Annotated in this window: 22 protein-coding genes; 10 read left to right on the top strand and 12 right to left on the bottom strand. The window is 70.6% G+C overall.

The genetic code is table 11. The annotated features are described in order from the left end of the window. Positions 1 to 103: 103 nt before the first annotated feature. The 4 genes from KF737_RS18490 to KF737_RS18475 form a co-directional block, all read right to left on the bottom strand. Positions 104 to 529, bottom strand: a complete 426-nt coding sequence (locus tag KF737_RS18490; protein ID WP_296458446.1) for a type II toxin-antitoxin system VapC family toxin — start codon at positions 527 to 529, stop codon at positions 104 to 106. Continuing rightward, the gene (locus KF737_RS18485) at positions 529 to 789 is read right to left on the bottom strand and encodes a type II toxin-antitoxin system Phd/YefM family antitoxin (RefSeq protein ID WP_296458443.1); all 261 of its coding nucleotides are present in this window, start codon (positions 787 to 789) and stop codon (positions 529 to 531) included. Before KF737_RS18485 ends, KF737_RS18490 begins: the two co-directional genes overlap by 1 nt. 37 nt (positions 790 to 826) lie before the next feature. After that, complete coding sequence (locus KF737_RS18480; protein ID WP_296458441.1) at positions 827 to 2,308, bottom strand: amidase; 1,482 nt, start codon at positions 2,306 to 2,308, stop codon at positions 827 to 829. Between the two features lie 78 nt (positions 2,309 to 2,386). Beyond that, positions 2,387 to 2,569: a DUF3008 family protein gene (locus tag KF737_RS18475; protein ID WP_296458437.1), complete on the bottom strand. Its 183-nt coding sequence runs from the start codon at positions 2,567 to 2,569 to the stop codon at positions 2,387 to 2,389. 90 nt (positions 2,570 to 2,659) lie between these two features. Between KF737_RS18475 and KF737_RS18470 the strand changes: the two genes are divergently transcribed. Further along, a complete protein-coding gene (locus tag KF737_RS18470) occupies positions 2,660 to 3,466 on the top strand; it encodes an ion channel (RefSeq protein ID WP_296458434.1) in 807 nt (268 codons plus the stop codon). 10 nt (positions 3,467 to 3,476) lie between these two features. Here KF737_RS18470 and KF737_RS18465 read toward each other — a convergent pair whose 3' ends face one another. After that, positions 3,477 to 4,703 carry a Gfo/Idh/MocA family oxidoreductase gene (locus tag KF737_RS18465; RefSeq protein ID WP_296458431.1) on the bottom strand — a complete coding sequence of 409 codons (1,227 nt, stop codon included), beginning with the start codon at positions 4,701 to 4,703 and terminating at the stop codon, positions 3,477 to 3,479. After that, entirely contained in the window at positions 4,700 to 6,151 is a 1,452-nt protein-coding gene (locus KF737_RS18460; RefSeq protein WP_296458429.1) for a sugar MFS transporter, read from the bottom strand. The genes KF737_RS18465 and KF737_RS18460 overlap by 4 nt, the downstream gene beginning before the upstream one ends. Positions 6,152 to 6,223: 72 nt before the next feature. Here KF737_RS18460 and KF737_RS18455 point away from each other — a divergent pair, with 72 nt between their 5' ends. The 5 genes from KF737_RS18455 to KF737_RS18435 all read left to right on the top strand — a co-directional run bounded on the left by KF737_RS18455 (position 6,224) and on the right by KF737_RS18435 (position 11,588). Further along, positions 6,224 to 7,228, top strand: a complete 1,005-nt coding sequence (locus KF737_RS18455; RefSeq protein WP_296458426.1) for a LacI family DNA-binding transcriptional regulator — start codon at positions 6,224 to 6,226, stop codon at positions 7,226 to 7,228. Positions 7,229 to 7,462: 234 nt separating this feature from the next. Then, positions 7,463 to 8,338 carry an SGNH/GDSL hydrolase family protein gene (locus KF737_RS18450; RefSeq protein WP_296458423.1) on the top strand — a complete coding sequence of 292 codons (876 nt, stop codon included), beginning with the start codon at positions 7,463 to 7,465 and terminating at the stop codon, positions 8,336 to 8,338. Between the two features lie 16 nt (positions 8,339 to 8,354). Beyond that, a complete protein-coding gene (locus KF737_RS18445) occupies positions 8,355 to 9,317 on the top strand; it encodes a sugar phosphate isomerase/epimerase (RefSeq protein ID WP_296458421.1) in 963 nt (320 codons plus the stop codon). A gap of 1 nt (position 9,318) precedes the next feature. Then, a complete protein-coding gene (locus KF737_RS18440) occupies positions 9,319 to 11,043 on the top strand; it encodes a GMC oxidoreductase (protein ID WP_296458392.1) in 1,725 nt (574 codons plus the stop codon). Beyond that, positions 11,043 to 11,588 carry a gluconate 2-dehydrogenase subunit 3 family protein gene (locus KF737_RS18435; RefSeq protein WP_296458390.1) on the top strand — a complete coding sequence of 182 codons (546 nt, stop codon included), beginning with the start codon at positions 11,043 to 11,045 and terminating at the stop codon, positions 11,586 to 11,588. Before KF737_RS18440 ends, KF737_RS18435 begins: the two co-directional genes overlap by 1 nt. 228 nt (positions 11,589 to 11,816) lie before the next feature. On the opposite strand, the gene KF737_RS18430 is transcribed toward KF737_RS18435, so the two are convergent. Next, positions 11,817 to 12,521, bottom strand: coding sequence for a TetR/AcrR family transcriptional regulator (locus KF737_RS18430; protein ID WP_296458387.1), 705 nt, complete (start codon positions 12,519 to 12,521; stop codon positions 11,817 to 11,819). 149 nt (positions 12,522 to 12,670) lie between these two features. Between KF737_RS18430 and KF737_RS18425 the strand changes: the two genes are divergently transcribed. Genes KF737_RS18425 through KF737_RS18415 form a run of 3 tightly spaced genes read left to right on the top strand, consistent with a single transcriptional unit; the run spans position 12,671 to position 18,383 of the window. After that, positions 12,671 to 15,004, top strand: coding sequence for a TonB-dependent receptor (locus KF737_RS18425; RefSeq protein WP_296458385.1), 2,334 nt, complete (start codon positions 12,671 to 12,673; stop codon positions 15,002 to 15,004). A gap of 23 nt (positions 15,005 to 15,027) precedes the next feature. After that, on the top strand, positions 15,028 to 16,971 hold the full coding sequence (locus tag KF737_RS18420; RefSeq protein WP_296458382.1) for a DUF3604 domain-containing protein: 1,944 nt from the start codon (positions 15,028 to 15,030) through the stop codon (positions 16,969 to 16,971). Beyond that, positions 16,968 to 18,383: a sulfatase-like hydrolase/transferase gene (locus KF737_RS18415; protein ID WP_296458380.1), complete on the top strand. Its 1,416-nt coding sequence runs from the start codon at positions 16,968 to 16,970 to the stop codon at positions 18,381 to 18,383. The genes KF737_RS18420 and KF737_RS18415 overlap by 4 nt, the downstream gene beginning before the upstream one ends. On the opposite strand, the gene KF737_RS18410 is transcribed toward KF737_RS18415, so the two are convergent. The 5 genes from KF737_RS18410 to KF737_RS18390 all read right to left on the bottom strand — a co-directional run bounded on the left by KF737_RS18410 (position 18,384) and on the right by KF737_RS18390 (position 25,035). Beyond that, positions 18,384 to 19,391 (bottom strand): HupE/UreJ family protein, encoded by a 1,008-nt coding sequence (locus KF737_RS18410; RefSeq protein ID WP_296458377.1) that lies wholly within the window; start codon positions 19,389 to 19,391, stop codon positions 18,384 to 18,386. Then, positions 19,388 to 20,227 (bottom strand): peptidylprolyl isomerase, encoded by an 840-nt coding sequence (locus tag KF737_RS18405; RefSeq protein WP_296458375.1) that lies wholly within the window; start codon positions 20,225 to 20,227, stop codon positions 19,388 to 19,390. Before KF737_RS18405 ends, KF737_RS18410 begins: the two co-directional genes overlap by 4 nt. Then, positions 20,224 to 22,173, bottom strand: coding sequence for a DUF3604 domain-containing protein (locus tag KF737_RS18400; RefSeq protein ID WP_296458372.1), 1,950 nt, complete (start codon positions 22,171 to 22,173; stop codon positions 20,224 to 20,226). The genes KF737_RS18405 and KF737_RS18400 overlap by 4 nt, the downstream gene beginning before the upstream one ends. Positions 22,174 to 22,277: 104 nt before the next feature. After that, positions 22,278 to 23,156 carry a crotonase/enoyl-CoA hydratase family protein gene (locus KF737_RS18395; protein ID WP_296458369.1) on the bottom strand — a complete coding sequence of 293 codons (879 nt, stop codon included), beginning with the start codon at positions 23,154 to 23,156 and terminating at the stop codon, positions 22,278 to 22,280. Between the two features lie 19 nt (positions 23,157 to 23,175). Beyond that, positions 23,176 to 25,035: an alkyl sulfatase dimerization domain-containing protein gene (locus tag KF737_RS18390; protein WP_296458366.1), complete on the bottom strand. Its 1,860-nt coding sequence runs from the start codon at positions 25,033 to 25,035 to the stop codon at positions 23,176 to 23,178. A 169-nt stretch (positions 25,036 to 25,204) separates the two neighbouring features. On the opposite strand from KF737_RS18390, the gene KF737_RS18385 reads away from it, so the two are divergent. Beyond that, complete coding sequence (locus tag KF737_RS18385; protein WP_296458363.1) at positions 25,205 to 25,993, top strand: SDR family oxidoreductase; 789 nt, start codon at positions 25,205 to 25,207, stop codon at positions 25,991 to 25,993.

The following is a 25,993-nucleotide window of genomic DNA, read 5'->3' as shown; positions in this document are numbered from 1 at the left end:
AGCCCGGTGCGTGATTCGAGAATCACGCACCGGGCTCTAGATTTTTGATTTCGCATCGTTTTCGCCGAAAACCGGCCGCCACTTTTCGGCACGATGCTCTAGGTCAGGCCTGCGCCTGCCACGGATCGATCAGCCGGACGCCCATGGGCGCAAAGTCGGCGGTATTGCGGGTGACGACGATAAGATTATGCACGAGCGCTGTGGCGCCGATCATCGCATCGTGCTCCGACCTTGGGTCCGGCACATGAAGGCTGGCGCACCGGCGTGCGATCGCCGCATCGATCGGCAGAATGCGGTCATGGAAGCGCCGTAGCAGGACGCCTTCAAACCAGTCCCGCAACTGCACGGCTTGAATGGGGTCGCGTCGCTCGAGACGCATCACGCCCAACTCCAGTTCCATGACGGTGATCGCTGATATGAACGTGGCCTCGGGGATGCTGTGCGCATTCCACGCCACCACGTTGGGGTCGGCGCGACCGGAGGGTAACTTGCGGAGTTCGGACACCACATTGGTGTCGAGCAGGTACATCAGTCGAAGTCGAGGTCGACAGGGGTTCCACGAGCGATATCGCCCATGCGAGGCGGATCGAAGTCGATATCGGCCCCATCCTCCATGCCGATGAGGTCTCCCAGTGTCTTGCTCCCCGTCAGGCGACGATAGGCTTCGATCGTCAGAAGCACGTAGGCTGCTTCTCCCCGGTCCGTAATGAATACCGGGCCGTCCTTCGCAGCGCGCTTGGCGGCAGCGGTGTCCTGGTTGAAGTCTCGACTAGAGAACGCTCGGGTCATGTAGCAACATTACTACGAGGGTGACCCGCGGTCAAAGCTACGCCCGGACCGGCGGGGCCTTGTCGGTCCAGGGGCGGGCGGCTTCGAGCTGGTAGGCGAGTTGGAAGAGCAGGCCTTCGCCGCCGACGCGGGCGGCGAATTGCGTGCCGACCGGCAGGCCTTCCGGCGTCCAGTTGAGGGGCACGCTCATCGCCGGGCCGCCGGCCACGTTGTGGTAGGTGGTGTAGCCCACGTACTCGATCAGGCGCTCGACCAGGGTGTCGAACGGCACGGTGGGTCCGACCTCGCCCAGCTTCGGGGGCGCCCAGGCGAGTACGGGCGACAGGATCACGTCGAAGCGGTTCGTCACGAACCAGGCGTCGTAGGCCTTCGCCGCCGCCTCCAGCCGCACCAGCGCCTCAGGCAGGGCGTCCTTCGGCGCGCGGCGGGCCATGTCGACGAGACCGAGGCTGAAGGGCTCCAGCAGGGTGTCGTCGGCCTTGCGGCCGGAGGCCTTCTCGATCGCGTCGGCGAGGCCCACGGCGCCCGACGCCCAGAGCAGCAGGAAGTCGTTGATGAAGGTCTGCTGGATCGGCCAGGCCGTCGGCACGACCGTATGGCCGAGGTCGCGCATGAGCCTGGCCGAGCTCTCGGTGGCGGCGCGCACCTCGGGCGAGGGCGCCTTGCCCGCGCCGCCGTCGAGGACCAGGCCCACGCGGAGCCTGCGCTTCAGCGGCGCGGTGACGAGGCCGACCGGCGGGTGCTGGGCGCCGGAACCCGAGTCTTCGGTCGCCGCGAACATCGCCGCGGAGTCGCGGACGCTGCGGGTCACCACATGGCTCACGCCGATGTTGCGGATGCTGGTGTCGCCGCGGGCGTCCACCGTGCGGCCCCGCGAGGGCTTCAGGCCGAAGAGGCCGCAGCAGGACGACGGGATGCGGATCGAGCCGCCGCCATCGCTGGCGTGGGCGATGGCGACCGCGCCCGAGGCCACCGCTGCGGCCGCGCCGCCCGACGAGCCGCCGGAGGAGCGGGTTATGTCCCAGGGATTGCGGGTCGCGCCGAACGCGAGGGGCTCGGTGGTCGGCAGGAAGCCGGCCTCGGGCGTCGCCGACTTGCCGATCACGTTCACGCCCGCCTTCTCGTAGGCGTCGATCAGGGCGTCCTGCTTCGTCGCCGGCGGCAGGGACAGGAAGGCGCGGCTGCCGTTGCGGGTGGGCAGGCCCACATAGTCGTCCAGGTCCTTCACCAGGAACGGGACGCCGCCGAACGGTCCGGGCCTGGCGCCGGCGGCGGCGCGCGTGAGGGCGCGGTCGAAGTCGGAGGCGACGACGAAGTTCAGCTTCGGCTGCAGCTTCAGGGTGCGGTCGATGGCGGCCTTCGTCGCCTCCAGCGCGGAAAGCTGGCCGCCGCGGATCATCGCCGCGGTCTCGGTGGCGTCGGGCCAGGCCGACCTGATCGCGGGCGCCTTGGCGAACGCCTCGCTCGCCAGCGCCGCAAACCCGAGCGCGCCCAGCCCACGACGTGTGATCCGGTCCATCGAAACCCTCCCCGTCCCGGACTCGATGGCCGGGTTGGGGGAGAGCTTGGCCGGTCGGAGCCGGGCGCCGCAAGGGGCTTAGTGCTTCACATGCTCGGGCTTGCCCTTGCGCCTGGTGTGGGCGAACTCTTCGAGCTGCTTCTCGGTCATCGACAGCATCGACTTCGACGCGCCCTTGAGCTTGCTCCTGGGCGTGTCGCCGCGCTTGGCGGAGAGGGCGGCCCCGGCGGCCTTCTGCTGGGCGGCGGACTTGGCGGGCATGGTTGTACTCCTTCACCGACCGCGCCACGCTGCGCGGCAGTCGGATGAACCCGCGGAACGCCGAGGGGTTCATGGCCAAGGAGGCGATGCGTGGCGCAAGGGGTGGCGGACGAACCCGGCAGGCGACGCGCGCTGCCGCGCGTGCGGGTCCGGTTGCGCGAACTCTACCACGGCGCGTCGCCCGAGGCGGTGCGGTTCCGCCTCTGGGTCATCGCCATCGACGTGCTGCTGATCGGCTTCTTCATCGCCGCGCCGTTCCTGCGGGACTACTATCCGGTCTACCTGACGTTCGACTATGTGGTGGCGCTGGTGCTGGCGCTCGACATCGGCGCCCGCGCGCTCGCCGACGTCAGCCTGCGGACCTTCCTTCGGCGGCCGTCGAGCTGGCTCGACCTCTTCGTGCTGGCGACGCTTCTGTTCCCGCTGTGGCTGTTCAACTTCGCCTTCCTGCGGGTGCTCAGGCTGTGGTCGCTGGTCCACAGCGAGATCTTCTGGCACACGGTCGGACGCCGCTACGACGACAGCCGCGTGGAGGACGTCTCGAAGTCGCTGGCCACCCTGGTCACCTTCATCTTCGTGGCGACGGGCTTCGTCTACGCCAGCTTCGCGCGCAGCCATCCGGGGCTGAACGGCTATGTCGATGCGCTCTACTTCACGGTGACGACGCTCACGACCACCGGATTCGGCGACATCACGCTCCCGGGCGCCTGGGGCCGGCTGCTGACGATCGTCATCATGATCAGCGGGATCACCCTCTTCGTCCGCTTCGCCCAGACGCTGATCAAGCCCTACAAGGTGCGCTTCACCTGCGAGGCGTGCGGGCTGATGCGTCACGACCCGGACGCCGTGCATTGCAAGGCCTGCGGCGCGCTTCTCAATATTCCGAACGAAGAGTAGGCGCTCGCGCCTACCGCGCCGGCTGCGGGACGTAGGTCTCCAGGCCGGGGTCGTCGACGTGGATGACGCGGCCTTCCTCGGCGGACTTGTAGAGGCCCATGATCATGCGGACGACCTCGACGCCGTCCTCGAAGGTCTCGATGGGCGTCCTTCCATGGCGGAAGCAGTCGACCATGTGGCGGTTCTCGCCGATGTAGCCGTAGACGCCGGCCTCGTCCTCGACGATGGGCATCAGGCCCTGCTCGGCGTTCTGCTTCTCGACCAGGTCCTCGCCGCCTTCGCCGGTGATGGCGCGGGAGAGGAAGACCTTCAGCGCCGGGCTGAGCGAGGAGAACTCCATCGCGTACTCGGGGCCGAGCAGGGCGAGGTCGATGCGCAGGCCCGCGCCGACGTAGGACCAGGATGTCGAGGCCTCGATGATCAGCGGCGCGCCGGTCTCGTCCTCCAGGGTGACGGTGGCGCGGGCGAAGTCCTCGATGGGGCGGCGCACGGTGTCGACGTCCTTGCCGTAGGTGGCCTGGAGCTGTTTGGCGTAGGCGCCGTGGCTCCATTTCAGGTAGCCGACCGAGCCCTGGACGGAGGTGACCTTGAGGCTGTTGCGCGCCGCGCCGGGCTTCGTCAGCAAGAAGCGGGCGACCTCGACGGAGTGGCACATCATGTCGCTCATGACGCCGCCGCCCTGCTTGTCGCCGCGCCAGAACCAGGCCTCGTGCGGGCCGGAATGCTCCTCGGCGGCGCGGGCGAGGTAGGGGCGGCCGGCGGCGGGCACGGCGCGGCGCCAGATGACCTCCTTGCCGCGCTCGACGGCGGTGGAGAACACCTGGTTCTCCAGGTAGCCGTGGGCCAGGCCGGCGTCCTCGGCGAGGCTCAGCACCTCGCGGGCCTCGGCCAGCGTGCGGCCGAGCGGCTTCTCGCAGGCCACGGCGCGGACCTTGGACGCGCCCACCTTCACCGCCTTGTGGAGCGCGCGCATGACGTCCAGGCGCGTGTCGTTGGGCGAGAGCAGCCAGATGGCGTCGACGTCGGGCGCGTTCAGCAGGGACTCGAGGCTGTCGTGCGCGGTGCAGGGGCCGAGCTCGGCGGCGTTCACCGCGTCGGCCAGCGCCTGGCGCTTGGCGGGCGTGGGGCTGAAGACGCCGGTGATCTGGGCGTTGCGGACCGCCTCGAAGCTCTTGAGGTGGAACTTCGCGATGAAGCCCGAGCCGATGAAGCCGATACGGAGGGGCGGGGCGGTCATCGGGGCTCCTGCTGGAATTGGGCGCGCGCGACCTGGGCCGCGTAGCCGCCGGCGCGGCGGTCCATCAGGATCACCAGGCCGAAGATGAGGCAGACGAAGGCCGCGAACGGCACGAGGTAGCGGAAGCTGAGCAGGCCGCTCCTGTTCTCGGCCTCGGCGAGGACAGGCCCCGCGGCCTTGGCGATGCCGGGGCCGGCCTCTCCGGCCGCGGCGCGGCGCAGGAAGTCGCCGGTGTCGGCGGGCAGCGCGGGCGCGCCGGCCATGGCGAGCGCCTCTTCCTTCAGCTTGGGATCGGTGACGCCGGGCTGGGCGGCGACCTGGGCGGCGATCGTGCGGACCTCGGCGGCGGGCGCGATCTGCGGCAGGTGCTTGTCGGCGATCTCGCCCAGCAGCGGGGTGGTGACGATGCCGACGGCCAGCGAGCCGGCGGCGGCCATGAGGCCGAGGCCCAGGGCGCCGGTGCGGGGCGCGCGTTCGGAGATGAAGCCCATCATGGTCGGCCAGACCACCGCGATGCCGATGGCGAAGACCAGGGCCGAGGCCACGGTCTGGCCGAGGCCGCCCGCGTAGGACAGCCAGAGCAGGCCCAGGCCCGCCACGCCCGTGCCGATCATCAGCACGACCGGCGGCGACACGCGGGAAAGCAGCGCATGGGCGTTGGCGCGGGCGACGGCCATGACGCCGTTGATCATCACCAGCACCAGGATGCCCGAGAGGCCGCCGGCTTCCAGCACCGCCGGGATCCAGCGGTTGGGGCCGAGCTCGAGGCTCATGGTGATCGCCATCAGGCCCAGGAACAGCCAGAGCAGCGGGGTGGTGAAGACGGCGCGGAAGGCGTCGGTGAACCTGGCCCCGTGCTGGGCCGCCTCGGTGGGCGGGAACTTCGCGGTGGCCAGCAGGCCCGCGTAGAGGACGGCCGGCGCCAGCACGACGGCCATCGACCAGCGCCAGGAGAGGTCGGTGTAGCTGAGGCCCCAGATGGCGAGGCCGCCCAGCACGATGCCGCCGGGGAACCACAGGTGCAGCCGGTTCAGCATGCTGGCCTTGCGCTCGGGATAGAGCGTGGCCACCAGCGGGTTGCAGACCGCCTCGATCACGCCGTTGGCGATGGCCATGACGAGGGCGCCGGCGAAGAGGCCGCCGAAGCCGGTGGCGGTGACGAAGAGGAGGACGCCCGCCACGTGGCCGACGAAGGTCAGGCGCATGAGGTTGCGCATCCCCACCACGTCGACGATGGACGAGAAGCCGATCTGCGAGATCGCCATGCCCCAGAGGCCCGCGCCGCCGATCAGGCCCACCTGGGCGTTGGTCAGCAGGAACTCGCCTTTCAGGGCGTACATCACGCCGCTCATGGCCGCGAAGCTGAACGCCAAGGCGGTGACGGCGGCGCAGCTACCCGTGAACAGGCGCGTGGACTCGATTCCGTCCGGCGAGCTCGTCTCCCCCATCGCTTCCCCTCCCTTATGTAATGCTTTACATCTTCATCGCCCATCGGAGCGGGCAGATCAAGCGGGGAGCCGGTGAGCACGATCAAGGCCGTGGCCGCGCGGGCGGGCGTCTCGACCGCCACCGTGTCGCGCGCGCTCTCCAACCCCGAGATCGTGCAGCCCGAGACGCGGGCCCGCGTGCAGGAGGCCATCGAGGCCCTGCACTATGCGCCGAACCACGCGGCCAAGAGCCTGCGGATGCTGCGCACGTCGAAGATCATGGTGATGGTCCCCGACGTCTCGAACCCCTTCTTCTCCGAGGTGCTGCGGGGCGCCGAGGAGGCGGCTCAGGGGGCCGGCCATTCGGTGCTGCTGGGCGACACCCGCGGCGACGAGACCCGAGAGGCGCAGTACGCCGAGATGCTGCTGCGCAAGGAGGCCGACGGCCTGATCTTCCTGGGCCACCGCATGCCGCCGTCGCTGGCGCGGGTGGCGGCGGCGCGGGGCGGCCACGCGCCCCTGGTCAACGCCTGCGACTTCTCGGCCGAGCACGGCGTGGCGGGCGTCCACATCGACAATTCGCGCGCCGCCGCCGAGGCGATGGGGCTGCTCTACTCCATGGGCCACCGCCGGGTGGGCGTGATCGCCGGGCCGCTGGAGAGCCACCTGACGCGCGAGCGGCTGGCGGGCGTGGAGCGCGCGGCCATCGCGGCGGGCGCCGAGCGCGGGCTGACCATCGTGCATGCCGACTACACGATCGAATCGGGGCTGCAGGAGACGACGCGGCTGCTGGCCGCGCCCGAGCGGCCGACCGCCGTCTTCTGCTTCTCGGACGAGATCGCGGTGGGCGCGCTGTCGGCGTGCCGGGCGCGGGGCGTGGCCTGTCCGACGGGACTCTCGATCGTCGGCTTCGACGACGTGCGCTACGCGCGCTTCCTGGATCCGCCGCTGACGACGGTGCGCCAGCCGATGGCCGAGATCGGGCGCACGGCCGTGAAGCTGCTCCTCGACATCCTGGCCGGCGAAGCGGCGCCGCGCGAGCCCGTGACCCTGGCGCACGAACTGGTCGTGCGGGCGTCGACGGGGCCGGCGAGCTAGCCCCAAAGTTCGTCATCCCGCGGCTTGTCCGCGGGACCCATGATCGCTGTCGTGTCCGGGAAGGGCGCGGCGGTGACGCTGCGGGTCCTTGGCGTTCTCACGTGTTCATGGGTCCCGCGAACAGGTCGCGGGATGACGATGGGGGAAACGGAGTCGACAGGCGCTTCGGCGCGTGTAATGCATTACATCAGAACGACGAGAACGGCCGCCGAGAGCGGCTGCGCGGAGGGAAGGATGCTGAGCCGACGGGCTCGCCTCACGACGATGCTGGGCGTGATGCTCGCGATCTGCGCGGGTGGCGCGGCGCGTGCGGCTGACGCGCCGACCGGTCTCGTGGACGATCCGTGCGTGGGCGCGGCGGAGGTCCCGCCGGCGATCCGCGCCATCGTCGCAGCCCGCTATCACCCCGAGGCCGGCAAGCCCGCGCCGCAGATCGACCCCGAGCAGTTGAAGGCCTACCAGGCGGCGCAGGCCGACTCCGCCAAGCGCGACTGGCCGAACCTGTGCAAGTACCGCGCGGACAATGCGCGGCTGACCGCCGGTCCGGCCGCGGGCCGCCGCGTCGTCTTCATGGGCGACTCGATCACCGAAGGCTGGGGCGTCGCCGACGCGGCGTTTTTCAGCGACGGCGTCGTCAACCGCGGGATCAGCGGCCAGACCACGCCGCAGATGCTGGTGCGCTTCGAGGCGGACGTGATCGCGCTGAGGCCGGCGGTGGTGCACATCATGGCCGGCACCAACGACATCGCCGGCAACACAGGCCCGACCAGCGCCGACGCGATCCGCAACAACCTCGCGGCCATGGCGACGCTGGCCCGCGCGGGCGGCGCCAAGGTGATCCTGGCGTCCGTGCCGCCGGCGGCGAAGCTGTTCTGGAACCCGTCGCTGCCGCCCGCGCCGCCGAAGATCGCCGAACTGAACGCCTGGCTGAAGGCCTACGCGGCGCGCGAGGACTTCATCTACGCCGACTATCACACGCCGCTTTCCACGCCGGATGGGGCCATGAAGCCCGAGCTGACGCTGGACGGGGTGCATCCGAACGCCAAGGGCTATGCGGTCATCGAGCCGCTGGCGCGCGACGCCATCCGCCGTGCGCTGGCGAAGAAATGACCCGGGGAGACGCCACATGCTGCTCGAACGAACCCGCCTCGACCGCCGGGGCTTCCTCATCGCGGGCGCCGCGGCCGTGACCGCCGCGGCGACGGGCGCGGGGGCGGCGGCCAGACCGTTCTTCGCGGGCAAGGGCCTGCCGATCGGCATCCAACTCTACACGCTGGGGCCGGACGCGGCGCGCGACCTGGACGGCACGCTCGCGGCGGTGGCGGCCGCCGGCTACAGGACCGTCGAGCTGGCCGGCTTCTACGGGAAGACGCCGCAGCAGTTCCGCGCCGCGCTGGACAAGGCGGGGCTCAAGGCCACCAGCGTCCACGTGCAGGGCCGCGCGATGGGGCCGGACGGCGGCCTCGACGGCGATCTCGGCAAGCTCTCCGACGCCGTGCTGGCGGTGGGCGCCACGCAGGCGGTGATGCCGAGCCCGCGCATCCCCGAGCGCCTGGGCCTGCGCCCCGCCGCGGGCGAGGACATCGCCGGCTGGTTCCGCAGGGTGCTGACGGCCATGAACGCCGACGACTGGAAGGAGAACGCCCGCTTCCTCAACGAGAAGGCCGCGGTGCTGAAGACGGCCGGCGTCAGGCTCGGCTACCACAACCACAACTTCGAGTTCGCGCCGCAGGGTTCGACCACGGGCATCGAGATCCTGATCCGGGAGACCGACCCGGCGCTGGTCACCTTCGAGGCCGACGTGGGCTGGGTGGCGGCGGCGGGCGTGGACCCGGCGGCCTTCATCCGGAAGCACAAGGGCCGCGTGACGATGATGCACGTGAAGGACCTGAAGGCGTCGACCAGGCCGAACTTCGAGCTGCGCATGGACCCGACCGAGATCGGCTCGGGCGAGATCGACTGGAAGACGCTGCTGCCGGCGGCCTACGCCGCAGGCGTGCGCCACTTCTACGTCGAGCAGGAGGCGCCGTTCGAGCGGCCGCGGATCGAGGCGGCGAAGATCTCCTACGATTTCCTGGCGAAGGTCTGAGATGGCGAACGTCACCGGCAAGGCGAAGGCCGAGCGCACCTACGACGCCATCGTCGTCGGCAGCGGCATCACCGGCGGCTGGGCCGCCAAGGAGCTCAGCGAGAAGGGCCTGAAGGTCCTGGTCCTCGAGCGCGGCCCGATGGTGAAGCACATCGAGGACTATCCGACCGCCCAGACCGCGCCGTGGGAGATCAAGCACCCGCGCGGCAAGCTGCCGGACGCAGAGCTGAAGGCGCACTACCCGGTCCAGAACCGCACCGGCTACGCGCTGACCGAGTACACGCAGCACTTCTTCGTGCGTGACGACGAGAACCCCTACACCGAGGACAAGCCGTTCGACTGGATCCGCGGCTACCAGGTGGGCGGCCGCTCGCTGCTCTGGGCGCGGCAGAGCTACCGTCACTCGGACCTGGATTTCGAAGCGAACGCCCGGCAGGGCGTCGGCGTCGACTGGCCGATCCGCTACGCCGACATCGCGCCCTGGTACGACTACGTGGAGCGGTTCATCGGGGTCTCGGGCCAGGCCGAGGGGCTGCCGCAGTTGCCGGACGGCGTCTTCCAGCCGCCGATGGAGATGAACTGCGTCGAGAAGGCCTTCAAGGCGTCGACCGAGAAGGCGTTCGGCCGCCGGGTCACCATCGGCCGCGCCGCCCACCTGACCGCGCCCACCGAGGAGCAGCTCGCGCTGGGGCGCGGCAAGTGCCAGCACCGCAACATGTGCATGCGCGGCTGCCCGTTCGGGGCCTACTTCAGCTCGAACTCGGCGACCCTGGTGGCGGCCGAGCGGACGGGCAACCTGAAGATCCGCCCGAACGCGATCGTCACGACCCTGATCCTCGACGAGAAGGCGGGGAAGGCGACGGGGGTGAAGATCCTCGACGAGGCGACGCGGCAGGAGGAGGAATTCTACGCCGGCGTCATCTTCGTCTGCGCCTCGGCGCTGAACTCGACCTGGCTGCTCATGAACTCGACCAGCCGGCGGTTCCCGAACGGTTTCGGCAACCAGTCCGACCAACTCGGCCGCAACGTCATGGACCACCACCTGAACGTGGGCGCCCTGGCCGAGGTCCCGGGCTATCTGGACGAATACTATTCGGGCCGGCGGCCGAACGGCCTCTACATCCCGCGCTTCCGCAACCTGGGCGACGCGGCGAGCGCGCGGAAGGACTATATCCGCGGCTTCGGCTACCAGGGCGGCGCGGGCCGCCTGGGCTGGGACCGCGAGGCGCCTGGCTTCGGCGCCGAGCGCAAGGCGCAGCTCTCCCAGCCGGGGCCGTGGCTGTTCCGCGTCGGCGGCTTCGGCGAGGTGCTGCCGAACCCCGAGAACCGGGTCACGCTGAACAGGGCCAGGACCGACAAGTACGGCCTGCCGACGCTGAAGATGGACGCGGTGATCCGCGAGAACGAACTCGCGATGCGCAAGGACATGCAGGCCTCGGCGATGGAGATGGCCGAGGCGGCGGGCTTCCGGAACGTCCGCGGCTTCGACACCGGCTCGCCCCTGGGGCTCGGCATCCACGAGATGGGCACGGCGCGGATGGGCCGCGACCCGAAGACCTCGGTGCTGAATGCGCACAACCAGGTCTGGGAGTGCAGGAACGTCTACGTGACGGACGGAGCGGCGATGACCTCGTCGTCGTGCGTGAACCCGTCGCTCACCTACATGGCGCTGACGGCGCGGGCCTGCGCGCACGCCGTCGAGGCCAAGAAGCGGGGGGAAATCTGATGCCGCAGACCCGCCGCGACACGCTTCTGACCTTCGGCGCGCTGTGGACCGCGCTCGCCGTGCCCGCCGCCGCGGCCGCCCAGGCCACCCCGGCGCTGGGCTGGGCGCCCAAGGCGCTCAGCGCCGACCAGGCGCGGCGGCTGGAGGTGGTGGTCGACCTGATCATGCCGGCCACCGACACGCCCGGCGCGCGCGAGGCCGGCGTGGCGGCCTTCATCGACCGCAACCTCGCCGACTGGGCCGATCCGCTGTGGCGCGACACGGCGGTGGCCGGGCTGGACCGTCTCGACGCGGACGCGAAGGCCGCCCACGGCCAACCGTTCCTGGCGATCTCCCCGGCCCAGCAGGCCGCCCTGCTCAGGGGCTACGACGAGGAGGCGAAGACCAGGCGGCCGCACTTCTTCGCGATCCTGAAGGATCTCACGACCGTCGGCTACTTCAGCTCGGAGCCGGGCGCGACGAAGGCCGCGCGCTACGACCCCGTGCCCGGCGACTACAGGGGCTGCGTGCCGCTGAAGGAGATCGGGCGGGTCTGGGCGCTGTAAGGGCGATCCGGATCACGACGTCCCGCGCCGTTCCTTGATCTGAACGTCATGGCCGGGCCTGTCCCGGCCATCCATAGACACCGACAGCGCCGGAAAAGTGGTGTGGCCGACGCTGCTGACTTGCGGTGACCGCCCGGGTGTCTGGATGGCCGGGACAGGCCCGGCCATGACGTCCTTGAGGTGTGTTCGCGCAGAGCGCCGCTGAGCGTGGGTAAGGCCCCCGGCCGCTCAGGGGTGGGGTTCCTCGCCCGGCAGCCGATAGTCGGACTCCATGGTCCCCAACTGGAAGGCCTCGCGGGACGCGAGGTGGAACTCACGCTGGATGCGGGCCACGTAGCGGAAGAGGGTTTCGTCATCGAGGCCGGTCTCGCCCTCGATCCAGCGAATCGTCAGTTCGATGAACTGGCCGACGTTGAGCCGTGAGGCATACCTGGCGCGGGCCGCGGCGCCCGGTGGCGCGTCGGGCCCGGTCTGGAACCAGCGGTCGAGCGTGTAGGCGGCGATGGCGTCCTCGACCTTCTGCCGCCAGCCCAGGCCCTCGACGCCGGCGTGGCTGTAGCGCAGGACCAGCAGGAACGGGTCGGGCTGCTCGCGCGCCGCCATCACCAGGCCACGCAGGCGTCCGCCGTAGATGCGCGCGGGCTCGCCCCAGACCTCGTGGATCTTGGCGATCACCTTGTCCCGGATCGCGTCGAGCAGCTCCTCCTTCGAGCGGAAGATCCGGTAGATCAGGATCTTGGGCACGCCGGCGGCGTCGGCGACGTCCTGCATGGTGGCGGTGCCGACGCCGCGCTCCAGGAACACCCGGCTGGCCGCGAGCAGGAAGGCTTCGCGCCGTTCGGGCACGTTCACGCGGGGCTTCGATCCTCGCCCGGTCTTGGGGCGCGCCGCGCCTGCGGCCGTCGGTGTCGGCAACTGGTTTTCCGCGTTCATTTTCCGGTTGTGATCTAGCCGCGGACGGCGTGCGGCGTGAAATGAAACCAAGTCGTAGCATAATTTGACAGGCGGGCAATGCGAGGGCATTGTTACCCGATCGGAACAACCGCCAGAGAGAGCGGTGTCCACATCAGGGGGAATTGCTCATGGCGCGTCGCACGCTGTTTCTTTCCGTAGCCGTCGTGGCGCTCTGCGCGCCGATCGCGGCGGAAGCCCAGAGCGCGGCCGAGGTGGTCGGCGTCGAAGAGGTGGTGGTCACCGCCCAGAAACGGGCGGAGAAGCTCCAGGACGTGCCGATCTCGGTGGCGGCGTTCAGCGGCGAGACGCTGGAGGCGGCCGGCGTCCAGGATATCCGCGACCTGCGGCGGATCACCCCCAGCCTCTACCTGGCGACCTCGTCCAACACGAGCAACACCCGGATCATGATGCGCGGCATCGGCACCAGCGGGAACACCGCGGTGGAGCCCTCGGTGGCGACCTTCGTCGACGGCGTCTACGTTCCGCGCATCGGCTCGCTGCTCGCCGGCCTCAACGACATCGGTTCGGTGGAGGTGCTGCGCGGCCCGCAGGGCACCCTGTTCGGCCGCAACGCGTCCATGGGCGCGGTGCAGATCCGCACCACGGCGCCGGGCCACGAACTGGGCGGCGAGGTCTCGGCGACCTACGGGCAATACGGCGTGAAGCGCATCTCGGCGATGGGCGACGTGCCGATCACCGACACGCTGAGGACCCGCGTTTCGGTCCTGGGCTATGAAGGCGGCGGCTTCGGCCGCAACGACCTGACCGGCAAGCGCATGGGCCGCAACGACGGGTTCTCGGCGCGCGTCGCGATCCAGTGGGACATCACGCCCGACGTCACCTGGACCCTGCGCGGCGACCATCAGAACCTGAGCGGCGACGGCTACAACACCATCACGGTGGTCTCCAAGACCGTGACGCCGACCACGCTGGCGAACTGGCAGACGCGGCTGGACCCGGACGGCGCCGGCCCGCTGATGGGCGTGCTGCCCTACACCGCCGACACCTATTCGCGGCGCGTGCGGCAGTCGACCGAGGGCGACCTCAAGGACTACCAGACCGGCGTCGCCAGCGACCTGAGCTGGGACCTAGCCGGGGGCTACCAGCTCAAGCTGATCAGCGGCTACCGCGACTGGAAGAACGTCCAGTACCAGGCCTCGAACGGGAACATCCCGCTGGAGCTGCAAAGGCGCACCACCTTCGCCGACAGCCAGAACCATTCGGAGGAGCTGCAACTGCTCTCGCCCGACACGCTGCTGGACGGCCGGCTGAATTTCGTCGCGGGCCTCTTCTACTACGAGGAAGCCTACGACATCGGCCAGAACATCGACCTGACCAACGAGTACTGCGAGGTGTTCATCCGCAACACCGGGACCGCCGCGCGCCTCACCCAGTGCCGGAACAACACGCGGATCGGCGCCTCGTACTACGTCTTCACGCAGGACACCGAGTCGGTCGCGGCCTACGCCCAGGCCAACTTCAAGCTCACCGAACAGCTCACCGTCACCGGCGGCATCCGCTACTCCGAGGACGACAAGACCGCCAAGTACCGCGGCATCACCCGCAATCCGGCCGCGGCCCAGGCGGCCGAGGTCACGGACATGGCGCTCAAGGAAGACAAGGTCACCTACCGCCTGGCGGGCAATTTCAAGCCGAACGACGACGTGATGCTGTTCGCGAGCTTCTCCACCGGCTTCAAGTCGGGCGGCTTCGACTCGGCGCCGGGCACCACGGCGGCGGTGGGCGCCGCGGCCCGCAGCTTCAACGCCGAGACGGTCGAGAACTGGGAGCTGGGCGTGAAGTCCGAGCTGTTCCAGCGGCGGCTCGTGGCCAATGCGACCCTGTTCCGCTCCGACATCAACGACCTTCAGTTCCGCAGCTTCGACGGCCTCCAGTTCCGCACCCGCAACAACGGCAAGGCGCGCCAGCAGGGTGTCGAGTGGGAGCTGACCGCGCGCCCGATCCCGGCGCTGCAAGTCGGCCTCGCGGGAACCTACCTCGACTCCGAGTACCTGGACTTCCGGGGCGCGCCGGGCCTGCCGGGATTCGGGGGCGCACAGGACCTGACGGGCCAGCGGCTGCCCTATTCGCCGAAGTGGCAGGGGACGCTGTCCGGCCAGTACACCGGCGAACTCCAGAACGGCTGGAGCTGGTTCGCGCGGGCGGACCTCGCCTTTTCGAGCAAGCTCAACCTCGCCGCTTCGGGCGACAACAACCCCGACGCGCTGCAGAAGGGCTACCAGCAGCTCAGCGCGCGTCTGGCGATCCGTGGGCCCGAGCAGAAATGGGAGGCGGCGGTCTTCGGCCAGAACCTCACCGGCGAAACCTTCTGTACGGGCATCTTCAACCAGCCCAACAATGCCGCGTTCGGCCTCAACAACGCGACGACCGGGGCCACGGCCCTGCGATGCACGCTGAACGATCCCCGGCAGGTGGGCGTGGAGCTGAAGGCCAGGTTCTGACGGTGTCGAGGGAGGGAGCATAGATGAGCCAGCACAACCGCGCCGGGAAAGGGCGACTGATCCCGGCCGTGGCGGCGGCGAGCGTCGCGGCCCTGGCGGCCACCGGCGTGGCGGTGAGCGCCTCGACTACGCCGAAGCCGCAGGCGACCACGACCGCGCCGGCCGCCACCCCCGCAGCGAAGACCGCCGCCGCGGCGCCGGCGCGCCTGCCGGGCTGGAACGCGGACCGCAACGCCTACTTCGGCGACCTGCACGTCCACACCTACCTGTCCAACGACGCCTACATCTCCAACGTCCGCCGCACGCCCGACGACGCCTACCGCTTCGCCAAGGGCGAGGCGATCGGGCACGCCTCGGGCTACTCCGTGCGCCTGCAGGGCGCGCCGCTCGACTTCACGGCGGTGACCGACCACTCGGAATACCTCGCCGTCATCAGCACGGCCGGGCGCCCGGGCCATCCCCTGGGCAAGCTGCCGTTCAGCCAGAGGCTGATGGCCGCCGATCCGGTCGAGGCGCAGAAGGGCTTCGAGGCCTTCGTCACCGCGCGGCGCGAAGGCACGCTGCCCAAGGAGTACGACGATCCGGCCGTCATGGCCGACGGCTGGCGCGAGGTGCAGGAGGCGGCGGCGCGCAACAACCAGCCCGGCCGCTTCACCACCTTCGTCGGCTACGAGTTCACCTCCGCGCCCGACGGCAAGAACCTGCACCGCAACGTCATCTTCAAGACCGCCCGCGTCCCCGGCGCGCCGTTCACGGCGACGAAGGTGTCCGATCCCGAGGCGCTCTGGCGCATGATGGACGGCTGGCGCGCCAAGGGCATGGAGGCCCTGGCCATCTCGCACAACTCGAACGGCTCGGACGGGCTGATGTTCGACTCCGTCCGGCTGGACGGAAAGCCGATCGACAAGGCCTATGCGGAGATGCGCGCCCGCAACGAGCCGCTGGTGGAGATCAGCCAGACCAAGGGGACGTCCGAGACGCACCCCTCGCTGTCGCCCAACGACGAGTGGGCCAATTTCGAGATCTGGGAACGGTACATCTCGGTCAACAAGATGGTGACCAAGTTCCAGGGCAGCTATGTGCGCCGGGCGCTGGAGGACGGCATCCTCGCGCGGGAGAAGCTGGGCGTGAATCCGTTCAAGCTGGGCTTCGTCGGCGGCACCGACACCCACAACGCGACCCCCGGCGCGGTGGAGGAGTGGAACTTCTCCAGCGCCTCGGGCCTGCGAGACGGCCTGCCCGAGCAACGCGGCTCGGTGAAGCCGAAGGGCGCCGCCGAGTGGCCCAATCCCGGCCCGATCCAGTACTCGGCCCGCGGCGCGTCGGGCCTGACCGGCATCTGGGCCGAGGAGAACAGCCGCGACGCCCTCTACGCGGCGCTGCGGCGCAAGGAGACGTTCGCGACGTCGGGCCCCCGCATCAAGGTGCGCTTCTTCGCCGGCTACGACTTCCCGACGAACCTGCTGACCCGTTCCGACACGGTGCGCCAAGCGTACGCCCACGGCGTGCCGATGGGCGGCGACCTTCTGCCTTCCCGAGGTCGCCGCCCGCAGTTCCTGGTCTGGGCGATGCGTGACCCGCGCAGCGGCTATCTCCAGCGGGCGCAGGTCGTGAAGGGCTGGATCGAGAACGGCCAGGCGAAGGAGAAGGTGTTCGACGTCGTCTGCGCCGACGGCCTGAAGGTAGGGCCGAACGCGCGCTGCCCGGACAACGGCGCGGGCGTGAACCTGAAGACCTGCGAGCCCGACCGCTTCAAGGGTGACGTGGAGCTGCGGACCGTCTGGCAGGATCCGGAGTTCAACCCGAAGCAGCGGGCCTTCTACTACGTCCGCGTGCTGGAGAACCCGTCCTGCCGCTGGTCGACCTGGGATGCGCTGCGCAACGGGACCGAGCCCAGCCCGCGCCTCCAGGCCACCATCATGGAGCGGGCCTGGTCCTCGCCCATCTGGTACGAGCCGGCGGCGTGAGGCCGCTCGCCCGCCGGGAGCTCCTCGGCCTCTTCGCCGCGTCGGCCCTGGCCGGGCCGGCGTTCGGCGCGGGCCGCAGGCCGAACATCGTCGTGATCGTGGCCGACGACCTCGGCTACGGCGACCTCGGTTGCCACGGCGGCAAGGACGTGGCCACGCCCAACATCGACCGGCTCGCGGTCGAGGGCGTGCGGATGACGGACTTCTACGCCAACCATCCGAGCTGCGCGCCGTCGCGGGCGGCGTTCCTGTCGGGGCGCTACCAGCACCGGTTCGGGTTCGAGAACAACCCGGGCGCGGCGCAGCACGACTCCCCGGCCGTGGGCCTTCCGCGCGATCACGGCGGCACGATCGCTGAGCGGCTGAAGGCGCAGGGCTATGCGACGTGCGCCGTGGGCAAGTGGCACACCGGCTTCACGCCCGAGAACCTGCCGACCGGCCGCGGCTTCGACCGGTTCTACGGCTTCATCGGCGGCGCCATGGCCTACACGGCGGACGGCCCGAGCGGCGACAAGGCGGTGGTGCGCGGGACGACGCCCGTCCCGATGCCGGCGCACACGACCGAGGCCTTCACGGACGAGGCGGTGAGCTTCATCAAGGACAGCGGCCGGCGTCCGTTCTTCCTCTACGCGGCCTACAATGCGGTGCATGCGCCGCTGCAGTCGACGCAGCCGTACCTCGCGCGCATCGCCCCCGCCGCGGACCCGAAGCGGCGGACCTACCTCGCCATGCTGGCGGCGCTCGACGATGCGGTCGGGCGGATCGTGGCGGCGGTCGACGGCGCGGGGCTCAAGGACGACACGCTGGTCGTCTTCACCAGCGACAACGGCGGGCCCACCTGGCAGACCACCAGCGCCAATACGCCGTTCAACGGCGTGAAGGGCACGATGCTGGAAGGCGGCGTCCGGGTGCCGGCGATCTTCCGATGGCCAGGCCGCCTGCCGGCGGGACGTGTCTCGAACGAACTGACCGCCGGCTTCGATATCACCGCCACGGCGCTGGCTCTCGCTGGCGCGCCGCGGACCCCTGACCTGGACGGCATCGACCTGATGCCGATCCTGACCGGCCGCGCGCGACCCGCGCCGCGGACGCTGTACTGGCGGCTGCTTCCGCAAGGCGCGATCCGGTCGGGCGAGTGGAAGGCGCTGTTCGCCGAGGACCGCTGGTGGCTCTTCGACCTCTCCAAGGATCCTGGCGAGCGGAACGACCTCGCGGCCGCGCGGCCCGAGGTGCTGGCGCGTCTGAAGGCCGACTGGACAAAGTGGTCGGCGACCATGCCGCCCGCCGCGTGGGGTTCGCTGAACCGGACCGGCCGCGCCGAGCCCGGCGAGCTGAAGGGGCTCATCGATGGCTATGTCCGCGGCCTGCCGGTCGACCCGCGCAGCCTGCTCTACGGCGGCGGCGCGGAGTAGTCAGATCGCCGCGATCGTCCGCTCGATGAGCCAGTAGGCGGACAGGCCGCCGATGGCGTAGGCCGGGGCCAGCGCGGCCCAGCGGGGCAGGGTCCGATGGCTCATGGCCAGCAGGCGGCGCCCCGCGGCCATCACGATCAGCACGGCGGCGATGAAGGTGAGCTGGCCGATCTCGACGCCGACGTTGAACAGGAACAGCGCCTCGGGCGCGGCGCCGGCCGGCAGGCCGATGTCGGCGAGGACGCCGGCGAAGGCCATGCCGTGCAGCAGGCCGAAGGTGAAGGCGATCAGCCACGGCCGGCGCTGGGCCAGGCCGCCGGCGGCGCGCCTGGCGGGCATCAGCTCGACGGCGACGAACAGGATGCTGAGCGCCACCAGCGCCTCGATGGCGGCCGAGGGGAAGCGGATGACGCCGAAGGCCGCCAGCGCCAGGGTCAGGCTGTGGGCGACGGTGAAGCCGGTGACGGCCTTCACCAGCTTCCAGTTCGGCCCGATCAGCAGCAGCAGGCCCAGCACGAACAGCAGATGGTCGATGCCGATCAGGATGTGCTCGACGCCCAGCAGCAGGTAGGCCGGCACGGCGACGCCGGAGGGCTTCGCCGAGCCCAGGACCATCCGCGGCTCGGCCGGCTTCAGGACATGGTCCGAGGCCTCGCCGTCGCGGGGGGTGACGCGCACGATCACGTCGGTGACGCTTTGGGCGAGGCCCTCGATCTCCAGCGTCTGGCCCATCAGCGGCGGCCCGTCGCGGACGCGCCAGACGCGGGTGACGTAGCCCGGCGCGGCCTGCTCGACCTCGGCGGGCTTCTCCAGCGCGCCGCCCGAAAGATGCGGCACCAGGCGCAGCGCCATGTCGCCGACGACGGGGCGCTTCCAGACGACCTCGTAGGCGCGGGGGCCGGTCTCGCGGATCTGCACCAGCGCCGGGCGCACCTCGTGCGCCTGGGCGGGCGCGACGGCGGCGAACAGGGCCGTGAGCGCGAGGCAGAGCGCCGCCAGCAGCCTCATTCCGGCAGGCCCGCGATCTCGACCTTGTAGCGTTTGCGCAGCGAGGCCCGGAACGCGCCGTTCTCCTCCTGGCGGCGCTCGGCGAGCCAGGCGGCGCGGACGTCGTCGCGCACCTGCGCCAGCGGCGGGATCACCGGCGGCAGGCGGCGCTCGACGCGGACCAGGTGCAGGCCGTAGGCGGACGGGACCGGCCCGATCCAGGCGCCCTCGGCGGCGCCGTGGACGGCGGCGGCGAACTGCGGCCCGTAGTCCCGGTCGAGGTCGGCCTCGGCGACGTCGGCGTAGGTGAGCGGCAGCAGCGAGGGGTCGCTGGGGGCGGTCCCGCCGGCCTCGAGGCGCGTGAGCGCCTCCGCCGCGGCGGCCTGCGGCGTCGCGCCGGTGCGGTCGCGGCTGAAGAAGAGGTGGCGCATCGCCACCCGCCCGGGCGTCGCATAGCGGTCGCGGTGGGCGTCGTAGTAGGCCTGGAGCGTCTTCTCGTCCGGTTCGGGGATCGCGGCGATGTCCTCGCTCGCGAAGGCCATCTTCTGGGCCAGCCGGCGGCGCACGATCATGTCGTCCCTGTCGAGGCCGAGGCGGATGGCCTCACGGGCCAGGAGCTCCTCGTCGACGCGCTCCTGGATCAGGGCGGAAAGCTCGGCGCGGGTCGGCGGCCGCTGGCTCTGCAGCTCCCAGTAGGTGGCGAGCTGCTCGATCTCCTGGGCGTCGATGCGCACGACCGGCCGCTTCAGGTGGTTGGCGAAGGCGATGCCGGCGAACAGCACCGCGCCCAGCGCCAGGAAGTGGACGAGCGGCTCCCGCAGAACGCGCGAGAGCCACGAACCGGAGGTCTCGGTCACGCTGCGGGCTCGAACCAGATGGGCGAGGACCAGGCGCGTTCCATGATGGTGGGTTGCAGGTTCGGATTGGGCGGCGTGCCGTTGCGCAGCGCGTCCCAGGTCGACCAGCGGCAGGACGGGTTCTCCAGCACGCGGACATAGTAGAAGGCCCGCTGCCTCGGGTTGAACTCGGGGTCCTTCCAGACCGTCCGCAGCTCCACGTCGCCCTTGAAGCGGTCAGGCTCGCAGGTCTTCAGGTTCACGGTCGCGCCGTTGTCGCCACAGCGGCTGTTCGCGCCGACCTTGAGGCCGTCCGAGCACGCCACGTCGAACACCTTCTCCTTCGCCTGGCCGTTCTCGATCCAGCCCTTCACCACCTGGGCGCGCTGGAGATAGCCGCCCCGCGGGTCGCGCACGGCCCAGACCAGGAAGCTGGGCGCGCGGCCCTTCGAGGCCAGCAGGTCGCCGCCCATCGGCACGCCGTGGGCATAGGCCTGGCGCACCGTGTCGGTCCGGGTCAGCAGGTCGGCCGGCAGGTCGTAGCCGGCGAAGAAGCGCACCTTGATGCGCGGGCCGGAGGTCGCGAACGTCTCTTTGCGCCGCATGGCCGCGTAGATGGCCTCGCGGCTGTTCTCCTCGGCCCAGACGCCGGCCAGGCCCGACGCGCCCCAGGCCTGGTAGCGCCCGCCGGCGGCGGCGGCGTCGACCCCGTCCCAGGTCTTCTTGCCGTCGGGCGGTATGGAGCCGCGCAGGTCCGGACGCGAGTCCGGGCGGCCGGTCTTGGAGAAGTAGTTCGGCTCTTCCACGCTGCCGGGCGCGGCGTTGTGGGTGTCGGAGCCGCCGACGAAGCCGAACTTGAACGGGTTCGCGCCCAGCTTCTCGCGGTAGATGATCCCGTCCTCGAGGGCGCGGCGGACGTAGCCGCCGGCGAACTTGGTGATCTTCACGGGCGAACCGATGTAGCTCTCCATGATCTCGAAGTTGGCCCACTCGTCGTTGGGCGACAGCGACGGGTGCGTCTCGGACGTGCCCTTGATCTGGCTGATCTCGACCAGCGGCTCGTTGCGCATGCGCAGGTCGGCGTAGGTCTTGTCCAGCGGCTTGCCGTTCATCCGCTGGGTGTCGAACATCATCCCGTCCGAGCCGTTCGAATTGTGCGAGACCGCCAGGGCCTCGATCCCCTTCGCGCGCCAGCCGTCCATGGTGCGCCACAGGTCTTCCGGATCGCGCGACTGGTTGGCGGTGTAGGGCAGGCCCGCGACCTTGGCGCCCTTGAAGATGACGTTGCGGTGCATGTTCCGGCCGTCGGGGGCGGAGGTGAACTCGTAACCGACGAAGGTGGTGAAGCGGCCGGGCGCGTAGTTGCGGGCGGCGGCGTCCTGCACCTCGCGCCAGGCGCGCGAGGCGACCTCGGGCGCGCTGAACTCGGCCGGCAAAGTCCCGTTGCGGAAGCCGGTGACGACCCGGGTGAAGGCGGCGTTGATCTCCTTCGGGTCGGTCGAGAACAGGCCCTCCGTGACCGGCAGCTTCGAGAGCGGGCTGTGCGGGTCGTTGGCCTCGCGGATGGCGCCCATGAACTCGGCGTGGTCGGTGACCGCGGCGAAGTCGAGCGGCCCGCCCTGCAGGCGGATGTCGAAGCCGGCGGCGTGCCCGATCGCCTCGCCCTTGGCGAACGCATAGGCGTCGTCGGGCGTCCTGCGGACGTTGAAGATGTAGGCGTCGAACGAGAGGTACGTGTGGACGTGTATGTCGCCGAAGTAGGCGTTGCGGTCGGCGCTGTAGCCCGGCAGGCGCACTGCCGTGGCGGCGGCCGGCGCGGCGGCCTTCGGCGCGGGCTTTGCGGGCGCGGCGGCGGGCTGGGCGGCCTTCTGCTGCGCCACCTGGGCGCCGATGGCCGTGCCGCCGGCGAGCACGCCCGCCACGGCGGCCGGGATCACGTAGCGGGCGACTTCCCTGCGCATCTTCATCGACGTTCCCCTCGTTCCCCTGATCGCTTCAGCGATACCCGGCTTCCGGCCGGGCAGGCCAGAAGCCGTGGGGCATGGCGGCCTCAAATCGAGGCATGGCGCGTTCAGCGGTACTCGGGCTCTTCCCATTCCGGCCAGAGGTCGGGCAGGCCTTTGGAGACCCTGTCGGGAAAGGCGGCCGGGCGTTTCTCCAGGAAGGCGGCGATGCCTTCCTTCGCGTCGTCCGAGGCGCCGCGCATGCGCAGCGAGCGGCTGTCGGCGCGGTGCGATTCCATGGGGTGGTCCGCGGTCATCCCACGCCAGATCAACTGGCGTGTGACGGCCATCGACATCGGCGCGGACTCCGCGAAGCCCTTGGCGATGGCCCGGGCGGCCGGCAGCAGGTCTTGGGGCGCATGGAGCGCTTGAACGAGGCCCTTGGCGTGCGCTTCCTGGGCGGTGAACACGCGGCCGGAGTAGCACCACTCCAGCGCCGTGGGCGGGCCGACGAGGCGCGGCAGGAACCAGGACGAGCAGGCCTCCATGGTGATGCCGCGCCGGGCGAAGACGAAGCCGAACTTGGCCTCGGTGGAGGCGATCCGGATGTCCATCGGCAACTGCATGGTCACGCCCACGCCGACCGCCGCGCCGTTCACCGCCGCGATCACGGGCTTGAGGCTCTGGAAGATGCGCAGGCTGACGCGGCCGCCGCCGTCGCGGGTGACGTCGCCGGTGTCGCCGGCCGCGCGCCGCTCGGCCTCGCGGGCGCCCTGGTCGAAAGTGCCGCCGCCGGCGCCCAGGTCGGCCCCGGCGCAGAAGCCGCGGCCCGCGCCAGTGACGATCACCGACTTCACCGTGTCGTCGGCGTCGGTCGCATCGAAGGCCGCGATCATGTCCAGCATCATCTTCGGCGTGAAGGCGTTCAGCCGGTCGGGCCGGTTCAGCGTGATCGTCGCGATCCCGTCGGCGTCGACGTCATAGAGCAGGGTCTCGAATTGCGGCATCGGTGGTGCGTCTCCGGGATCAGGGCGCTGAGATTTCGAACCAGAGGTCGAAGCGGTCGAGGAGGGCGACGAGGCGGCCGAGTTCGGCGGCGCCGTCGCCGACGATGCCGGCGGCTTCCAGCGTCTCGGCGCCGGTCACGAGGTCGACGAGCTGGCCACGGGTGAGTTCGACGACCGGACCGGCCTCGCCCGCGCGGTGGTGCAGGACGGCGTTCTCTACCCGCACGGCGAACCGCTCGCCCGTGTCGGAGAAGGCGACCGTGAAGGCGATGGCCTGGTCGCCGGCCGCCAGGCCGTTCAGCCGGACCGACAGCGCGTCCAGCAGGTTGTCGGCGGGCAGGGTGCGGAGCTGGCCGGCGGAAGCCTGCCGCGGCGTGTCGGACCGGGGCCGCGGCTTTCGCAACTCCTGCGCCCCGGTGAGGTAGAAGTCGCGCCACGGGCCGGACTCGGCCTGGTAGCCCATCTGCTCCAGCGCATCGGCCTGCAGGGCGCGGGCCTCGGCGTGGGCGGGATCGGCGAACACCAGGTGGCCCACGATCTCGGCCGCCCAGCGGTAGTCGCCGGCGTCGAAGGCGCGACGGCCCTCGGCGAGCACGCGATCGGCGCCACCCACCGCGTCAACATACCGCCGCCCGGCGGCCTCGGGCGGGTGCCTGTTCAGGTTGGCCGGGTTGCCGTCGAACCAGCCGAGGTACTTCTGGTAGACGGCCTTGGCGTTGTGGCTGAGCGTCCCGTAGTAGCTGCGGGTGTGCCACTCGGCTTCCAGCGTGGGCGGCAGCTTCAGCACCTCGGCGATCTCGGGCCCGTTCATCCCGTGGTTCGCCATCCTGAGCGTCTGGTCGTGGATGTACTTGTAGAGGTCGCGCTGCTTGCCGAGGAAGGCGCGGATCGGGTCTTCGCCCCAGCGCGGCCAGTGATGGCTGGCGAACATGACGTCGGCCTGGCCCGCGAACATCGCCAGCGCCTCGTCGATGTAGAAGGCCCAGGCCTTGGCGTCGCGCACCTGCGCCCCGCGCGGCGTGTAGAGGTTGTGCAGGTGGCAGGTGCAGTTCTCGGCCATGCACAGCGCGCCGAACTGCGGGAAGTGGAAGTTCATCTCGGCCGGCGCCTCGGTGTCGGGCGTCACCTGGAAGACGATGTCGACGCCGTCGAGCGTGATCGTCTGGCCGGTGTGGCCGATGGAGACGTTGGGCGCGACCAGCGCCACCTTGCCGGTGGACGTGCCCTTGCCGAGGCCGGAGTCCACGTGGCCCTTGGGGTCCTTGGGCAGGAGGCCGCCGTACATGTAGGTCGCGCGCCGGCTCATGACGTTGCCGGCCAGCACGTTCTCGGCGACGGCGGCCTGCAGGAAGCCCTCGGGCGCCACGATCGGCACGCCGCGGGCGATGTCCTCGGGCGTCAGCACGCCCATGATCCCGCCGTAGTGGTCGACGTGGCTGTGGGTGTAGATCACGCCCGTCACCGGCCGGTCGCCCTTGAGCTGGCGCACCAGGCCCAGCGCGGCGGCGGCGGGGGCGGCCGAGGTCAGCGGGTCGATGACGATCCAGCCCTGGCGGCCCTCGACGAAGGTGATGTTCGAGATGTCGAAGCCGCGCACCTGCCAGACGCCCGGCGTCACCTCGAACAGGCCGTGCATGGCGTTGAGCCGCGCCTGGCGCCAGAGGCTGGGGTTCACGGTGTCGGGGCGCTCGCCGTCTAGGAACGCGAAGGGCCGCTGGCTCCAGGCGCCCGGCACGTCGGCGTCGGGGATGGTGCCCACGAAGCCGCGGGCCGCGAGCGCGAAGTCGCCGCCGTCGTCCGGCGGCAGGCTTGCCGCCACCGCCGCGTGCGCGGCGCGGGTGGCGTCCGTCGCGTCCTTGCGCGGATCGGCCTCCGACATGCTTCCCCCTTCGCCGTCTGACGCGCGGCGTTCAAGGACGCTAGGCTTACCGGAACCGCGGTTCAACTCAAATGTTCCGAGTTGGTATCAAATGCATTGACGCGGCGGCTCCGAGTCCTCAGGTTCCCGGCCAAAGCGGATCAACCGTGGTTCCAGGGGGAAGCTCGCCATGAACCTGCAGGGCAAGGTCGTCGTCATCACGGGCGGCGGCAGCGGCATCGGCAAGGCCATGGCCGAGCGGTTCCGCGCCGAGGGCGCCGCCGGCATTGTCGTGGCCGACCTCGATGCGGCGGCGGCGCAGGCGACGGCCGATGCGGTCGGCGGGGTCGCCGTGAAGGCGAACGTGGCGGTCGAGGCCGACGTGCAGCGGATGGTGGCGCAGGCCGAAGCGCGCTTCGGCCGCATCGACCTGATGTGCTCCAACGCCGGTGTCTCGGTGCGCGACCCCGACTTCGACAACGCCACGTCGGCCTCGAACGAGACCTGGACGCTGGGCTGGGAGGTCAATGTGATGGCCCACGTCTATGCGGCCCGCGCGGCGCTGCCGGGCATGATCGCGAGAGGCGGCGGCTGGTTCCTCCACACGGTCTCGGCCGCGGGCCTGCTGAGCCAGCCGGGCAGCCCGGCCTACGCGACCACCAAGCACGCCGCGGTCGGCTTCGCCGAGGCGCTCGCCATCACCCACAAGAGCCAGGGCATCGGCGTCTCGATCCTCTGCCCGCAGGCGGTGGACACGCCGATGATCAAGGGCGCGCGCGGCTCGCAGGCGGTGGACGGGGTGATGTCGCCCGCCGACGTGGCGCAGTGCGTGGTCGACGGCCTGGCGGCGGAGACCTTCCTCATCCTGCCGCACCCGCAGGTGCTGACCTACATGCAGCGCAAGACCGGCGACTACGACCGCTGGATCGGCGGCATGGTGCGCCTGCGCGACAAGATCGCCGCCTCCCGGGCCGGCTGA

Source organism: Phenylobacterium sp. (assembly GCF_019636135.1).
GTDB lineage: Bacteria > Pseudomonadota > Alphaproteobacteria > Caulobacterales > Caulobacteraceae > Phenylobacterium.
Note: the sequence above shows the minus strand (reverse complement) of the source record. Positions and strands in the feature narration are given on the sequence as shown.

What these genes read in the sequence shown, in the direction of transcription:
- KF737_RS18385 (WP_296458363.1), top strand. Translation starts at nt 25,205, where the DNA reads ATGAACCTGCAGGGCAAGGTCGTCGTCATCACGGGCGGCGGCAGCGGC.
- KF737_RS18430 (WP_296458387.1), bottom strand. Translation starts at nt 12,521, where the DNA reads ATGAACGCGGAAAACCAGTTGCCGACACCGACGGCCGCAGGCGCGGCG.
- KF737_RS18475 (WP_296458437.1), bottom strand. Translation starts at nt 2,569, where the DNA reads ATGCCCGCCAAGTCCGCCGCCCAGCAGAAGGCCGCCGGGGCCGCCCTC.
- KF737_RS18460 (WP_296458429.1), bottom strand. Translation starts at nt 6,151, where the DNA reads ATGGGGGAGACGAGCTCGCCGGACGGAATCGAGTCCACGCGCCTGTTC.
- KF737_RS18435 (WP_296458390.1), top strand. Translation starts at nt 11,043, where the DNA reads ATGCCGCAGACCCGCCGCGACACGCTTCTGACCTTCGGCGCGCTGTGG.
- KF737_RS18425 (WP_296458385.1), top strand. Translation starts at nt 12,671, where the DNA reads ATGGCGCGTCGCACGCTGTTTCTTTCCGTAGCCGTCGTGGCGCTCTGC.
- KF737_RS18390 (WP_296458366.1), bottom strand. Translation starts at nt 25,035, where the DNA reads ATGTCGGAGGCCGATCCGCGCAAGGACGCGACGGACGCCACCCGCGCC.
- KF737_RS18410 (WP_296458377.1), bottom strand. Translation starts at nt 19,391, where the DNA reads ATGAGGCTGCTGGCGGCGCTCTGCCTCGCGCTCACGGCCCTGTTCGCC.
- KF737_RS18465 (WP_296458431.1), bottom strand. Translation starts at nt 4,703, where the DNA reads ATGACCGCCCCGCCCCTCCGTATCGGCTTCATCGGCTCGGGCTTCATC.
- KF737_RS18490 (WP_296458446.1), bottom strand. Translation starts at nt 529, where the DNA reads ATGTACCTGCTCGACACCAATGTGGTGTCCGAACTCCGCAAGTTACCC.
- KF737_RS18400 (WP_296458372.1), bottom strand. Translation starts at nt 22,173, where the DNA reads ATGAAGATGCGCAGGGAAGTCGCCCGCTACGTGATCCCGGCCGCCGTG.
- KF737_RS18445 (WP_296458421.1), top strand. Translation starts at nt 8,355, where the DNA reads ATGCTGCTCGAACGAACCCGCCTCGACCGCCGGGGCTTCCTCATCGCG.
- KF737_RS18480 (WP_296458441.1), bottom strand. Translation starts at nt 2,308, where the DNA reads ATGGACCGGATCACACGTCGTGGGCTGGGCGCGCTCGGGTTTGCGGCG.
- KF737_RS18395 (WP_296458369.1), bottom strand. Translation starts at nt 23,156, where the DNA reads ATGCCGCAATTCGAGACCCTGCTCTATGACGTCGACGCCGACGGGATC.
- KF737_RS18485 (WP_296458443.1), bottom strand. Translation starts at nt 789, where the DNA reads ATGACCCGAGCGTTCTCTAGTCGAGACTTCAACCAGGACACCGCTGCC.
- KF737_RS18450 (WP_296458423.1), top strand. Translation starts at nt 7,463, where the DNA reads ATGCTGAGCCGACGGGCTCGCCTCACGACGATGCTGGGCGTGATGCTC.
- KF737_RS18420 (WP_296458382.1), top strand. Translation starts at nt 15,028, where the DNA reads ATGAGCCAGCACAACCGCGCCGGGAAAGGGCGACTGATCCCGGCCGTG.
- KF737_RS18440 (WP_296458392.1), top strand. Translation starts at nt 9,319, where the DNA reads ATGGCGAACGTCACCGGCAAGGCGAAGGCCGAGCGCACCTACGACGCC.